We start from the raw sequence: 14,574 nt of genomic DNA on the forward strand, positions 1-14,574 counted from the left end.
TTCACTGTCCGCCATGGACCTCACGCAATCGACCGTCAGCGACCTGCTGATCCGACTCGGCCCGGAGGACGGCCACCTGTACCTGCCTGCCGACCTGGATCCGCAGGACCTGACCGACCTGCTGGCCGACAGATTCGGTGCCCCGCGCACCCTCGTCCTGGACGGCTTCACCGATCCGACGGTCGACGAGTCCAAGGGTGCGGCTCTGCTCGTCCCCTTCGAAGACCGGGCGGTGACGATACGCGCGTGGGCGTACGGGGATCAGTGGATCGGCACCGGTACGGCGCGGGAGGCCGAGGGGGCAGAGCGGCCGGTACTCGTGGTCGCTCGCAGGGAGGTGCCCGCACTCTTGGCGATCGCCCCCGACGAGGACGTCGACTGGATGCAACGGCTCATACGGATCACCGGCTGGACACAGCCCGCCCGTCGGCCGGACCTGGACTGGGCGGAGGTCGAGTCGCGCCTGGGCACTGCCCTGCCGAGCGACTACAAGCGCATGGTCGAGACGTTCGGCGAGGGCGCGTTCGACGGCTACCTGGGCCTGAACCAGGAGCCGTGGACGGACCTCAGGGACGAGGGGCTGCTCATCTGGGCGGGCACGGAGCACGAGGATCTGTACTGCTGGCGGTCCGACGGTGACGACCCCGACCTTTGGCCTGTCGTGGTCAGGTCCTTCGACGGCGAGGACCTCCTCTTCGGCTGCCCGGCCGGCGAGTTCGTCTGCCGCATCCTCGTCGATCCGCACCACCCGTACACGATGGCCCGCTATTTCGGCACCCACTGGTTCATGTACTACGAGTGACGCGGGAGGATTCGAGTACCCGCCGCAGCCCCTCCGTCAGCTCCCGTGCGCTCGGGGCGGTCTCGGGAGAGAAGGCGTACTGGGCGATGAGACCGGTCATCAGCGTGGTGAGGAACTTGCCGAGGGTCGCGGCCTCGTCGTCGGGCACGGCGGATTCCTCGGTGCCCATGAGCAGCGCGACGAACCCGCGCCCGCCCTCGGCCTGCTGCCGCGCCAGGTAGTCCCGTACCGCGGGCAGCCTGTCGCCCATCGCGATGATCTCGATGCCGAGGCGCCAGACCGAGTCGGGCTCGCTCACCGTCGCGATGACGCCGCCCCAGATCTCCTCGAAGCGCTCCAGCGAACCGGGGGGCGAGGAGAACTCCGCCTCCCCGCGCACGGACGCCTCGCCGACCAGGGTTACGTACGCCTCGCCGAGCAGCACGTCCTTCGAGCCATAGTGGTAGCCGATCGAGGCCAGGTTCGTCCCGGACTCCTTGACGATGTCACGTGCCGTGGTGCGCGCGAACCCCTTGGCCAGCAGACAGCGCTTGGCGCCTTCGAGCAGATCTTCGCGGTGTCCCATCCGAGCAGGCTATCCGGACTCTAGACACCCGTACAAGACAGCCGTACATGACGAGTGTTCGCCACCAGGGCTCCAGACATCGCCCGCGCGCACGGCTGGGAACGTGCACGGATTCCGGTACTTCCCGTCCGATTCTCGCTCTTGACGTCTCATCAGTTCCGCCCCCAGGATGCGGACACGCATCATGCACAGCTCCAGCGCCCCGCAGCCCCACCGGCCGTGGGGCGTCTCGTACGTTCCGTCCTGTCCTGCACGGAATCCGAATCGGAGCCCCCACATGAAACTCTCCGTCTCCGGCAGAGCCCCGCGCACCAGACGCCTGGTGGCCGGTACCGCTCTCGCACTCGGCGGGCTGCTCGCCTCCGTAGCACCCCAGGCCATGGCGGCCCCCGAGGCACAGACCTCGGCGGCCCCCGCGCCCGGCGCGCTCGCCGCACCCGACATCCCGCTCTCCAACGTCAAGGCGCATCTGAACGAGCTGAGTTCCATAGCCGCCGCCAACGGCGGCAACCGCGCCCACGGCCGACCCGGCTACAAGGCCTCCCTCGACTATGTGAAGGCCAAGCTCGACGCGGCCGGATTCACCACGACCGTGCAGCAGTTCACGGCGAACTTCTCCACCGGGTACAACCTGATCGCCGACTGGCCGGGCGGCGACCCGGACGCCGTCGTGATGTCCGGCGCCCACCTCGACAGCGTCTCCTCCGGGCCCGGCATCAACGACAACGGCTCGGGTTCCGCGGCCGTTCTGGAGACCGCGCTCGCCGTCTCCCGGGCGCAGCTGGAGCCCACCAAGCATCTGCGGTTCGCCTGGTGGGGAGCCGAGGAGCTGGGGCTGCGCGGCTCCCAGTACTACGTCGGCAACCTGCCGTCGGCGGAACGATCGAAGATCAGCGGCTATCTGAACTTCGACATGATCGGCTCGCCCAACCCCGGCTACTTCGTCTACGACGACGACCCGGTCATCGAGCAGACCTTCAAGGACTACTTCGCGGGCATCGGCGTGCCGACCGAGATCGAGACCGAGGGCGACGGCCGCTCCGACCACGCCTCGTTCAAGAACGCCGGCATCCCCGTGGGCGGTCTGTTCACCGGCGCGAGCAACCGCAAGACCAGCGCCCAGGCGCAGAAGTGGGGCGGCACGGCGGGGCAGGCCTTCGACCGCTGCTACCACTCCTCCTGCGACACGACGGCGAACATCAGCGACACGGCCCTCGACCGCAACAGCGACGCGGCCGCGTACGCGGTCTGGACGCTGGGCACCGAGCCCACGCAGCCGCCGGGTGATGTCTACGAGAACCCGGCCGACGTCGCCATCCCGGACAACGGGCCCGCCGTCACCTCGACCATCACCGTCAGCGGACGTACGGGCAACGCGCCCGCCGCGCTGAAGGTCGGTGTGGACATCACGCACACCTGGCGCGGTGACCTGGTGATCGATCTGCTCGCGCCGGACGGCACCGCGTACCGCCTGAAGAACTCCTCGGGCGGCGATTCGGCGGACGACGTGGTGGCCACGTACACCGTGGACGCCTCCTCCGAGGCGGCCGACGGCGACTGGAAGCTGCGGGTCCAGGACGTCGCGCGCTGGGACGTCGGCAAGATCAACGGCTGGAAGCTGACGTTCTGAGCGCCGTAGCCCGTACGGGCCGTAGCCCGTACGGGCTGACGGCGCCACGCGCACAGGGGTACGCGAAGGGCCCGGGTCATCGCGGTGAAGCGGTGGCCCGGGCCCGGCGACGCAGGAACTAGTCCGCGAGGTTGACCGAGCGGGCCGAGGTCGCCCCGATCTCCGCGGCGAGCTCGGTGAGCACACCGGCGGGCACGGTGTCGTCCACGGTCAGGACGGCGAGCGCCTCGCCGCCCTCCTCGGCGCGCGAGACCTGCATCCCGGCGATGTTGAGCCCGGCCTCACCGAGGACGCGGCCGACGGTGCCGACCACACCCGGGCGGTCCGCGTACCGCAGTACGACCATGTGGTCGGCGAGGGACAGCTCGATCTCGTGCTCACCGATGCCGACGATCTTCTGGTGGTGCTTGGGCCCGGCGAGCGTGCCGGAGACCGCGACCTCCTCACCGCCCGAGAGCGTGCCGCGCACGGTGACGAGGTTGCGGTGGTCGGGCGATTCGCTGGAGGTGGTCAGCCGCACCTCGACGCCGCGCTCCTGCGCGAACAGCGGGGCGTTCACATACGAGACGGTCTCGTCGACGACGTCCTCGAAGACGCCCTTCAGGGCGGAGAGTTCGAGCACCTTGACGTCGTGCTGCGTGATCTCGCCGCAGACCTCGACGTCGAGCCGTACGGCCACCTCGCCGGCGAGGGCGGTGAAGATCCGGCCCAGCTTCTCGGCGAGCGGCAGACCCGGACGTACGTCCTCGGCGATGACACCGCCCTGCACGTTCACCGCGTCGGGGACCAGCTCACCGGCGAGCGCGAGGCGTACCGACCTGGCGACGGCGATACCGGCCTTCTCCTGCGCCTCGTCCGTGGACGCGCCCAGATGCGGGGTGCAGACGACCTGGTCGAGCTCGAAGAGCGGGGAGTCCGTGCAGGGCTCCTTCGCGTACACGTCGAGCCCGGCGCCGGCGACGCGGCCCTCCTTGAGCGCCGCGTACAGCGCGTCCTCGTCCACGATGCCGCCGCGCGCGGCGTTGACGATGCGGACGTGCGGCTTGACCTTGTGCAGGGCCTCGTCGCCGATGAGACCGAGGGTCTCGGGCGTCTTGGGCAGGTGCACGGTGATGAAGTCGGCGGTCTCGAGGAGCTCGTCGAGCGAGAGCAGCTTGACGCCCATCTGGGCGGCGCGCGCGGGCTGCACATACGGGTCGTAGGCGACGACCTTCATCCCGAAGGCCGACATGCGCTGCGCGACCAGGACACCGATGCGGCCGAGGCCGACGACACCGAGGGTCTTCTCACTGAGCTCGACACCGGTGTACTTGGAGCGCTTCCACTCGCCGTTCTTCAGAGCGGTGTTGGCCTGCGGGATGTTGCGCGCGGTGGCGATGAGCAGGCCGCAGGCGAGCTCGGCGGCGGTGACGATGTTGGAGGTCGGCGCGTTGACGACCATGACGCCGGCCTTGGTGGCGGCGGAGACGTCGACGTTGTCGAGGCCGACACCGGCGCGGGCGACGACCTTCAGCTTCTTCGCGGCGGCGACGGCCTCGGCGTCGACCTTGGTGGCCGAGCGGACCAGGATCGCGTCCACGTCGGCAATGGCGGGCAGCAGCTCGGCGCGGTCCGCTCCGCTGCAGTGCCGGATCTCGAAGTCCGGGCCCAGGGCGTCGACGGTCGCGGGCGACAGCTCTTCGGCGATGAGTACGACAGGTTTGCCGGTGGCAGCAGTGCTCACGTGAGTCCTCACATGTTCCGGTGCGGACGGCCGTCCCGAGGACGTCCGCGGTGGAGTGGCTTGCCGCGTGGAAGACGCACGACGCTGTGGGCCTGACGCGTATGTAGTTCGCAGTGTAGTGGGGCCGAAGGCCCTGTTTTCCGCCGGAGCGGAAGGATCACTCGGACGTGGCTGTACAGCGTGTCCAGTTCTTGTACGAAGGGGCCGGACCCCTATGGTCCGGCCCCTCACGCCCTACTGCCTACTTCTCGCTGTCGACCCAGCTCATGAGCTTGCGCAGCTCCTTGCCGGTGGTCTCCAGGAGGTGGCTCTCGTCCTGCTTCTTGTACTCGTTGTACTTGGGCAGGCCCGCCTCGTACTCCTTCATCCAGTTGTTGGCGAAGGTGCCGTCCTGGATCTCGCCGAGGACCTTCTTCATCTCGGCCTTGGTGGCGTCGGTGATGATCCGCGGGCCGGTGACGTAGTCGCCCCACTCGGCGGTCTCGGAGATCGACCAGCGCATCTTCTCCAGGCCGCCCTCGTACATGAGGTCGACGATGAGCTTCAGCTCGTGCAGGCACTCGAAGTAGGCGATCTCGGGCTGGTAACCGGCCTCAACAAGGGTCTCGAAGCCCGCCTTGACCAGCGCGGAGGCGCCACCGCAGAGCACGGCCTGCTCACCGAACAGGTCGGTCTCGGTCTCCTCGGTGAAGGTGGTCTTGATGACGCCGGCGCGGGTGCCGCCGATGCCCTTCGCGTACGAGAGGGCGAGCGCGAAGGCGTTGCCGGTGGCGTCCTGCTCGACGGCGGCGATGCACGGAACGCCGCGGCCCTCCTCGAACTGGCGGCGCACGAGGTGGCCCGGGCCCTTCGGGGCGACCATGCAGACGTCGACGTCGGCCGGGGGCTTGATGAAGCCGAAGCGGATGTTCAGGCCGTGGCCGAAGAACAGCGCGTCGCCGGCCTTGAGGTTGTCCTTGATCGACTCTTCGTAGACCTTGGCCTGGATCGGGTCCGGGACCAGGACCATGATCACGTCGGCCTCGGCGGCGGCCTCGGCGGGCGTGACCACGCGCAGGCCCTCCTCCTCGGCCTTCGCCTTGGACTTGGAGCCCTCGTGCAGACCGACGCGGACGTCGACGCCCGAGTCGCGCAGCGACAGCGCGTGGGCGTGGCCCTGGCTGCCGTATCCGATGACCGCGACCTTGCGGCCCTGGATGATGGACAGGTCGGCGTCGGAGTCGTAGAACAGCTCGGCCACTTGGGATCTCTCCTTGCAGAAAACGCGGTCTTCGCGTGCTGCCCTCACAGTACGTGGGGCGGGGCTTATGGGGAGTTGCGGTCTCGGGATACGGGCGGTGCGGGCCGCTCGGTACTGGTGCGGGCCCGCTTGGTGCGGTGGTGCCTGGGTGCGGGTGGTGCGGGTGGTGCGGTGGTGCCTGGGTGCGGGCCGTAGGCCCCCGGGTGGGAGGGGACCTACGGCCCTGCCCGGCCGGACGGGCGGCGGCGGATCCCGGGTGGGAGTGGGATCCGCCGCCCTGCCGGGTCGGGCCGGGCGGCCGGCGCACCCCGGGTGGGAGTGGGGCCGCCGGCGGCTCGGGGTGGGCCCTAGGGCCTGTCGTCAAATTCCCGCCTGCCCGGCGGGGCGACGACGGGAATTTGACGACAGCCCTAGGCGGAGCGGTCGAGGGCGCGCAGCGAGCGGTCCGTGATGGAGCGCGAGCCGCGGCCGATGGCGATCGTGCCGGACTGGACGAGTTCCTTGATGCCGAAGGGTTCCAGCATCTTGAGCATCGCCTCCAGCTTGTCACTGGATCCGGTGGCCTCGATGGTGACCGCCTCGGGCGAGACGTCCACGGTCTTGGCGCGGAACAACTGCACGATCTCGACGATCTGCGAGCGCGTCTCGTTGTCGGCGCGCACCTTCACCAGAACGAGTTCACGTGCAACGGCCTGACCGGGCTCGAGCTCGACGATCTTCAGTACGTTGACGAGCTTGTTGAGCTGCTTGGTGACCTGTTCGAGCGGCAGGTCCTCGACGTTCACCACGATGGTGATGCGGGAGATGTCGGGGTGCTCGGTGACACCGACCGCGAGCGAGTCGATGTTGAAGCCGCGCCGCGAGAACAGGGCGGCGATCCGGGCCAGGATGCCGGGCGTGTTCTCGACGAGAACGGAGAGCGTGTGCTTGGACATGGCGTCTGTCTTCCTTTTCCGTCTCTCGTTCTCAGTCGTCTTCGCCGTCGCCGAAGTCCGGGCGGACGTCGCGCGCGGCCATGACCTCGTCATTGGAGGTGCCGGCGGCCACCATCGGCCAGACCTGTGCGTCCTCGTGGACGATGAAGTCGACCACGACCGGGCGGTCGTTGATCTCGTTGGCCTTGGCGATGACGGAGTCGAGCTCGGCCGGATCCTCACAGCGCAGCGCCACACAGCCCATGGCCTCGGACAGCTTCACGAAGTCCGGGACGCGGGTGCCGCGCCGCTCGGTGTCGCTGGCTCCGACCTGCGAGCCGGTGGAGTGGTTGGTCTTGTCGCCGTGCAGGACGGTGTTGGAGTAGCGGCCGTCGTAGAACAGGTTCTGCCACTGGCGGACCATGCCGAGGGCGCCGTTGTTGATGATGGCGACCTTGATCGGGATGTTGTTCAGTGCGCAGGTGACCAGTTCCTGGTTGGTCATCTGGAAGCAGCCGTCGCCGTCGATCGCCCAGACCGTACGGTCGGGGCGGCCGGCCTTGGCGCCCATGGCGGCCGGGACCGCGTAGCCCATGGTTCCGGCGCCGCCGGAGTTGAGCCAGGTCGCGGGCTGCTCGTAGTCGATGAAGTGCGCGGCCCACATCTGGTGCTGGCCGACGCCCGCCGCGAAGATCGTGCCCTGCGGGGCCAGCTCGCCGATCCGCTCGATGACCTGCTGCGGAGCGAGCGAGCCGTCCTCGGGCTGGTCGTAGCTGAGCGGGTAGGTCTCGCGCCAGCGGCTCAGGTCCTGCCACCAGGCGCTGTAGTCGCCGGCGTTGCCCTCGTTGTGCTCGGCCTGGATCGCCTGGACCAGATCGGCGATGACCTCGCGGGCATCGCCCACGATCGGCACGTCGGCGGTGCGGTTCTTGCCGATCTCGGCGGGGTCGATATCGGCGTGCACGACCTTCGCGTACGGGGCGAAGGAGTCGAGCCTGCCGGTGACACGGTCGTCGAAGCGGGCTCCGAGGGCGACGATCAGGTCGGCCTTCTGCAGCGCGGTGACGGCGGTGACCGCACCGTGCATGCCCGGCATTCCCACGTGCAGCGGGTGGCTGTCGGGGAATGCGCCCAGCGCCATCAGGGTGGTGGTGACGGGTGCCTGGGTGAGTTCGGCGAGGACCTTCAGCTCCGCGGTGGCCTGCGCCTTGAGCACGCCGCCGCCGACGTAGAGGACCGGGCGCTTGGCCTGGGTGATCAGCTTCGCGGCCTCGCGGATCTGCTTGGCATGCGGCTTGGTCACCGGGCGGTAGCCGGGCAGGTCGGTCTGTGGCGGCCAGCTGAAGGCGGTCTTCGCCTGGAGCGCGTCCTTGGCGATGTCGACCAGGACCGGGCCGGGGCGGCCGGTCGAGGCGATGTGGAAGGCCTCGGCGATGGTGCGCGGGATGTCCTCGGCCTTGGTGACCAGGAAGTTGTGCTTCGTGATCGGCATCGTGATGCCCACGATGTCGGCTTCCTGGAAGGCGTCGGTGCCGATGGCCTTGGAGGAGACCTGGCCGGTGATGGCGACCAGCGGGACGGAGTCCATGTGCGCGTCGGCGATCGGGGTCACCAGGTTGGTGGCGCCCGGGCCCGAGGTCGCCATGCAGACTCCGACCTTGCCGGTGGACTGCGCGTAGCCCGTCGCCGCGTGGCCCGCGCCCTGCTCGTGGCGGACCAGGATGTGCCGGACCTTGGTGGAGTCCATCAGCGGGTCGTACGCCGGCATGATCGCGCCGCCCGGGATACCGAATACCGTCTCGGCCCCGACTTCCTCGAGCGAACGAATGAGGGACTGCGCGCCCGTGAGGTGCTCGACGGGGGCGGTCGTCTGCTGTCCAGAGGATCGGGGCCGCGGCTGCGGATGGGCCCCGGTGGCCTGCTCGGTCATCGGCGTCTCTTCTCGAAGCTGAGGGTGGTTTTGCTGGGGTTTCAATCTCGGGGGCAGTGCTTTTGGGTGCTTATGAGAGCACTGGTGCAACAAAAAACCCCTCGTGCCCGGAGGCAAGCGAGGGGAGCGCGTCGGATGCGTTCACTGAGCTGACTAGGTTCTGCCCTAGTGGCCCGGCTTCAGCCGACGCGCTTTCCAAGTACGAGAATTCGGGTGCGCATGGCATTGACCCTCCCTCCAGGGCCCGGGGACTGTCAAGTGGGTGGGACAGCCGTCTCATTATGTGAGCGGACGGCCGTTCCTCCTGCGAACACGGGCTCGACCGGGCCGCGCGGCAGCTCGTAGTGGCCCGTGGTCAGCGCGCGCCGCAGCCGGTACTCGTCGAGCGGCCCGGAGAAGGCCATGCCCTGTGCGTGCGTGCAGCCCATCGCACGCAGCGCCACCACCTGCTCCGGCAGGTCCACGCCCTCCGCCACGGACTGCAGCCCGAGATCGCCCGCGATCTTCAGGAGGCCGCTGGTGATCTTGTGCAGCCGGGCCGATTCCACCACCCCCTCGATCAGGGAGCGGTCGAGCTTCAGTACGTCCACGGGGAGCCTGCGCAGCGCGGTGATGGCCGCGTAGCCGTTCCCGAAACCGTCGAGGGCGATACGGACGCCGAGCCGGTGCAGGGCGGTGAGCCGGCGTTCGAGCTCGTCGAGCGGGATCCTCGGATCGTGCTCGGCCAGCTCGACGATCAGCGCCCCGGAGGGCAGTGCGTGCCGGGTCAGGAGCGCCTCCACGGTGCCGAGCGGGGCCGAGCGGTCGAGGATGCGCGAGGCGCTGATCCGTACGGACACGGGGACCGCATGGCCCCGCGCGCCGCGCTCGGCGGCCTGCTCGACGGCCTCTTCGAGCATCCAGCGGCCGAGCTCGGCGGTGCGGTCCTGGTCCTCACAGACCCGCAGGAACTCGGCCGGGGTGAACAGGATGCCCTGCGCGCTGCGCCAGCGGGCCTGTGCGGCGACCGCCGCGATCCGGCCGGTGTCGAGCCGTACGACGGGCTGGTGGAGCAGCGCGAACTCGCCTTCGTGCAGCGCCGAGCGCAGCCGGGTGGCGAGCTCCGCCTTCCGTACGACCTCGGCCTTCATCTGGGGCGCGAAGAGCACCACGCGGCCCTTGCCGGCTGCCTTGGCCCGGTACATCGCGAGGTCGGCGTTGCGCAGCAGATCGCCCGCGGAGATGCCCGGTTCGGCGAAGGCGACGCCGATGGACGCGGCGACGCGGACGCTGCTGCCGTCCACCTCGTAGGGCTGCGAGAGCCTGAGGCGGAGGCGGTCGGCAAGCTCCTGGAGATGGCGCTCGCGGTCGGCGCTGTCGCCGGAGCCGTCGCCGAGGATGAGGGCCGCGAACTCGTCGCCGCCGAGGCGGGCTGCGGTATCCCCCTGGCGTACGGATTCGGCGAGCCGGCGGGCGGCCTGGACCAGGAGGTCGTCGCCCGCCTGGTGGCCGAGCCGGTCGTTGACGGCCTTGAAGCCGTCGAGGTCGATGAAGAGCACCGCCGTGCCCTTGTCACCGGCGCGGCGGCCGTTGAGGGCCTGGCCGACGCGTTTGGTGAACAGGGCGCGGTTGGGCAGGTCGGTGAGCGGGTCGTGTTCCGCGTTGTGCTGCAGCTGGGCCTGCAGCCGGACCCGTTCGGTGACATCGCGGCTGTTGAAGAGCAGGCCGCCGCCCTGGTGGCGGTTGACGGTGGACTCGACGTTGAGCCAGTCCCCGGTGCCGGATCTGAAGCGGCATTCGATCCGGGTGGTGGGCTCCTGGAGCGGCCCCGCGGTCAGAAAACGGCGGATCTCGTGGGTGACGCGGCCGAGGTCCTCGGGGTGGATGAGGCTCGCGAGCTCGGAGCCGACGAGTTCGTCGGCGCTGCGGCCCCAGACGCCGGAGGCGGCCGGGCTGACGTAGTGCAGTATGCCGCTGGGCGCGGCGATCATGATCACATCGCTGGAGCCCTGGACCAGGGAGCGGAAGTGGTTCTCCTTCTGCGCCAGCTCCCGGGTGAGGGTGATGTTGTCGACGAGCATGATCGCCTGGCGGACCACCAGGGCGAGCACGACCGTGCAGGCCGTGAAGAGCACGACGCGGTCGATGCTGCGCCCGTTGAGCGTGTTGTACAGGATCCCCAGGGTGCAGACCGCGGCGGCCAGATAGGGCGTGAGCGCGGAGAGCGAGCCGCTGATCCCGTCACGGCCGCGCGCCACCCGCCGCACCACACGGGGGTGCTCGACGACGGGTCCGCCGCGGTTCGGCACCCAGGGCGCGTACGCGAGGAGCAGCGAGCCGGCGAACCAGCCGGCGTCGAGCAGCTGCCCGGAGCGGTAGGTGGCCTGCAGCAGCGGCGAGGTGAACAGGGCGTCGCACAGCACGGTGAGCGCGAGGGCGGCGATCGCGGTGTTGATGGCCGAGCGGTTGGCCGAGGAGCGCCGGAAGTGCAGGGCGAGCACCATGCTCACGAGCACGATGTCGAGCAGCGGATACGCGAGGTCGAGCGCCGCGTGCGGCACGCTGCCGCCCGAGAGCTGCGAGGTGTGCGCGAGGGCCAGACTCCACGACAGGGTGAGCAGGGAGCCGCCGATCAGCCAGGCGTCGAGGCCGAGGCAGACCCAGCCGGCCTTGGAGACCGGGCGCTTGGCGAGCACGAGCAGGCCGACGATGGCGGGCGGCGCGAAGCAGAGGAAGAACAGGTCGGCGATGCTGGGGCTCGGTACCGCCATGCCGAGCACGGCCTCGTACCAGCCCCAGACCGCGTTGCCGAGGGCCGCCATCGCCGAGGAGAGGGCGAACAGGAGCCAGGCGGGTCGAAACCGGCTGCCTCGGTTGCGGGCGTAGAGGAAGCAGGAGACCGCCGCGGCGGCCGCGGCCAGGCTGAGGCCGAAATCTCCCATGATCAGGGCGAATTGGCGCGAGCCCCAGCCGAAGGCGGAGCCGAGCGCATAGGCGGCGCAGACGCCCGCGAGCACGAGCTGGGACGCGAGCCCGGTCCTGCCGTCCGCGGCTGCGGCGCGGCGGGCCGAGAGCGCCCCCGGGGTGCTCACCGCTCCGCCCGGAGCGGGCGCGTCGGCCGCGACGGGGAAGCTGCCGACGCCTTCCGCGCGCCCGCAGACGGCCCCTCTCGCTTCGGCCGTACGCCCGCACTCGGTCGTACGCCCGCACTCGGCCGTACGCCCGCAGTCGGCCGTACGCCCGCAGTCGGCCGCGCACTCACAGCCGGACGTTCGCTCAACGCCGGACGTTCGCTCACCACCGGGCATGCACTCACAGCCGGGCGCGCGCCCACCCTCGGCCGTAGGCGCCTCGGCAGCGCGCTCGCCACCAGCCGCCGACTCATCGGTCTGTGGCCGCTCGGCGCAGGCGGGAGCCGCGGTCGGCGGTCCCGTCGACTCGGAGTATTCGCCCATCGGCCGTACATCGCCCGTCGCCCCCCTCGCAGTTCGGTGCTCTGTGTGCATCCCCGGCGCACCTGGATCCTTCCCGGCGCCGAACTGTGCACGGCGCAGCCCCTTTCGGGACGATACACCAGTCTCGTCACTCAGGGACATAGTTCCTCTACTCTCCGTGACGACCGGAGTCTTCCCGGGCCGCGCGGCGACGGAAATGTCGCAGAGCGTACGGAGTTGGGGGCTCTCCGTACGACTGCTGGCAGTGTGGCCGAACTTGCGGTGCCGTGTGGGGTGTTCGGTTCTCCTGGGGCGCCGGTGTCGGGCTACGGGGTCGTGAGGACGACGTTGGCCTGCGGCTCACCTGCGGCGAAGGCGGTGAGCTGGCGCGCGATCAGCCGCTTCGCACGCGGTTCGAACGCCGAGGTGGAGCCGCCCACATGAGGGCTGATCAGCAGATTCGGCGCATGCCACAGCGGGTGCCCCGCGGGCAGCGGCTCGGGGTCGGTGACATCGACCGCCGCGCGGATGCGGCCCGAATCCAGCTCCGTGAGCAGGGCCTTGGTATCGACCACGGCGCCGCGTGCCACATTCACGAGCAGTGCGCCGTCCTTCATCCGGGCCAGGAACCCCGCGTCCACCAGGTGCCGGGTCTGTTCGGTCAGCGGCGTGGAGAGGACCACGACATCGGCCTCGGCAAGCAGCCGGGGCAGTTCGGCGAGCGGATGCACGGGGCCGCGCTCCGTGGTGCGGGCGGAGCGCGCGACGCGCGCCACCCGCGCACACTCGAAGGGTGTGAGCCGGTCCTCGATCGCGGCGCCGATCGAGCCGTATCCGACGATGAGGACGGACTTGTCGGCGAGCGCGGGATAGAAGCCGGCGCGCCACTCCTCCTCCCGCTGCCCCTGTACGAAACCGGGGATGCCGCGCAGCGAGGCGAGGATCAGGGCGAGGGTGAGCTCGGCGGTGGAGGCCTCGTGCACGCCCCTGGCATTGCACAGGCGCACGCCCGGCGGCAGATCACCGAGCCCGCCCTGCACATGGTCGACGCCCGCGGACAGAGTCTGCACGACCCGCACCGAGCGCATCCGCGGCATGGGGCGCACGGCGATCTCCGCGCCCTGCATATAGGGGACGACGTAGAAGGCGCAGTCGGCGGGATCGGCGGGGAATTCGGGGGCGCCGTCCCAGAAGTGATAGGTGAGGTCTGCGGGCAGTCCGTCGATCTCGGCGGCGGGGAACGGGAGCCATACGTCTGCGGTCATGCTCAGGAGGCTAATGAGCAGTGGGCCCCTGGGCCGGGGCGGGTGGTGACGGGTTACGTTGGGGCGCGGCGGTCGAAGGGGAGGCACAGGCAGGTGGAGCGCAGGACGGTCGGCGCGGCAGCACTCGACGTGGGCGCGATCGGGCTCGGCTGTATGCCGATGAGCTGGGCGTACACCGCTTCACGGCAGTCCGGCGATCAGTCGCTGCGGGCCGTGCACACCGCGCTCGACGCGGGGGTGTCGCTGCTGGACACGGCGGACATGTACGGGCCGTTCACGAACGAGCTGCTGCTCGGCCGGGTCCTCAAGGAGCGGCGCGCCGATGCCTTCGTCTCGACGAAGGTGGGGCTGCTCGTGGGCGAGCAGCACATCGTGGCCAACGGGCGTCCCTCGTATGTGAGAAGAGCCTGCGATGCCTCGCTGCGGCGGCTCGGCACCGAGGTGATCGACCTCTACCAGCTGCACCGCGCCGATCCCGAGGTGCCCGTCGAGGAGACGTGGGGCGCGATGGCGGAGCTCGTGGCCGCGGGGAAGGTGCGTGCGCTGGGGCTGTGCGCCGTGGGGGCTCGGGCCGGGCGGCGGCCCGGAACGCGGCTGCACGATGCGACGATCCGTCAGCTGGAGCGGGTGCAGCAGGTGTTCCCGGTCAGCGCCGTGCAGGCCGAGCTGTCCGTGTGGTCGCCGGAGGCGCTGGACGCGCTGCTGCCGTGGTGCGCTTCGCGCGGGATCGGGTTCCTGGCCGCGATGCCCCTCGGGAACGGGTTCCTCACCGGGACGCTGCGGCCCGGTGAGGGCTTCGAACCGGAGGACATGCGGGCGCGGCACCCCCGGTTCACGGCCGAGATGATGGCCGCGAACCAGCCGATCATCGCGGGCCTGCGCCGTATCGCCGCCCGCCACGGGGCCACCCCCGCGCAGATCGCCCTCGCCTGGCTGCTCACCCGCGGGCCGCACGTGGTCCCGGTCCCCGGCACGAAGCGCCCCGCATGGGCGGCGGAGAACGCCGGGGCGGCGGAGGTACGGCTCACGGATGCGGATCTGCGGGAGATCGCGGAGTTGCCGGCGGGGGTCGGGTCCTGGGACTAGTGATCT

10 protein-coding genes are annotated in these 14,574 nt (G+C 70.2%); 3 read left to right on the plus strand and 7 right to left on the minus strand.

Features of this window, described 5'->3' with window-relative positions:
* Positions 1-13: 13 nt before the first annotated feature.
* A complete protein-coding gene (locus ACLF6P_RS18510; protein ID WP_415951586.1) occupies positions 14-802 on the plus strand; it encodes an SMI1/KNR4 family protein in 789 nt (262 codons plus the stop codon).
* Here ACLF6P_RS18510 and ACLF6P_RS18515 read toward each other — a convergent pair.
* Positions 786-1,367 carry a TetR/AcrR family transcriptional regulator gene (locus tag ACLF6P_RS18515; RefSeq protein WP_415951588.1) on the minus strand — a complete coding sequence of 194 codons (582 nt, stop codon included), beginning with the start codon at positions 1,365-1,367 and terminating at the stop codon, positions 786-788. The genes ACLF6P_RS18510 and ACLF6P_RS18515 overlap by 17 nt on opposite strands.
* Before the next feature lie 277 nt (positions 1,368-1,644).
* On the opposite strand from ACLF6P_RS18515, the gene ACLF6P_RS18520 reads away from it, so the two are divergent.
* Positions 1,645-2,997 (plus strand): M28 family metallopeptidase, encoded by a 1,353-nt coding sequence (locus ACLF6P_RS18520; RefSeq protein ID WP_415951589.1) that lies wholly within the window; start codon positions 1,645-1,647, stop codon positions 2,995-2,997.
* A 118-nt stretch (positions 2,998-3,115) separates the two neighbouring features.
* Here ACLF6P_RS18520 and serA read toward each other — a convergent pair whose 3' ends face one another.
* The 6 genes from serA to ACLF6P_RS18550 form a co-directional block, all read right to left on the minus strand.
* A complete protein-coding gene (serA, locus tag ACLF6P_RS18525; RefSeq protein WP_415951591.1) occupies positions 3,116-4,720 on the minus strand; it encodes a phosphoglycerate dehydrogenase in 1,605 nt (534 codons plus the stop codon).
* Positions 4,721-4,961: 241 nt separating this feature from the next.
* The gene (gene ilvC, locus ACLF6P_RS18530; protein WP_415951592.1) at positions 4,962-5,960 is read right to left on the minus strand and encodes a ketol-acid reductoisomerase; all 999 of its coding nucleotides are present in this window, start codon (positions 5,958-5,960) and stop codon (positions 4,962-4,964) included.
* A 410-nt stretch (positions 5,961-6,370) separates the two neighbouring features.
* Positions 6,371-6,895 (minus strand): acetolactate synthase small subunit, encoded by a 525-nt coding sequence (ilvN, locus tag ACLF6P_RS18535; protein ID WP_093608008.1) that lies wholly within the window; start codon positions 6,893-6,895, stop codon positions 6,371-6,373.
* A 31-nt stretch (positions 6,896-6,926) separates the two neighbouring features.
* Positions 6,927-8,804 carry an acetolactate synthase large subunit gene (locus ACLF6P_RS18540; RefSeq protein ID WP_415951593.1) on the minus strand — a complete coding sequence of 626 codons (1,878 nt, stop codon included), beginning with the start codon at positions 8,802-8,804 and terminating at the stop codon, positions 6,927-6,929.
* A 254-nt stretch (positions 8,805-9,058) separates the two neighbouring features.
* Positions 9,059-11,875: a putative bifunctional diguanylate cyclase/phosphodiesterase gene (locus ACLF6P_RS18545; RefSeq protein ID WP_415951594.1), complete on the minus strand. Its 2,817-nt coding sequence runs from the start codon at positions 11,873-11,875 to the stop codon at positions 9,059-9,061.
* Positions 11,876-12,543: 668 nt separating this feature from the next.
* Positions 12,544-13,482 carry a 2-hydroxyacid dehydrogenase gene (locus ACLF6P_RS18550; protein ID WP_415951595.1) on the minus strand — a complete coding sequence of 313 codons (939 nt, stop codon included), beginning with the start codon at positions 13,480-13,482 and terminating at the stop codon, positions 12,544-12,546.
* A gap of 93 nt (positions 13,483-13,575) precedes the next feature.
* Between ACLF6P_RS18550 and ACLF6P_RS18555 the strand changes: the two genes are divergently transcribed.
* Positions 13,576-14,568, plus strand: coding sequence for an aldo/keto reductase (locus tag ACLF6P_RS18555; RefSeq protein ID WP_415951596.1), 993 nt, complete (start codon positions 13,576-13,578; stop codon positions 14,566-14,568).
* The last annotated feature ends 6 nt before the right edge of the window (positions 14,569-14,574 follow it).

This window comes from Streptomyces lothianensis (genome assembly GCF_047779955.1).
In the GTDB taxonomy this organism is placed as follows: domain Bacteria; phylum Actinomycetota; class Actinomycetes; order Streptomycetales; family Streptomycetaceae; genus Streptomyces.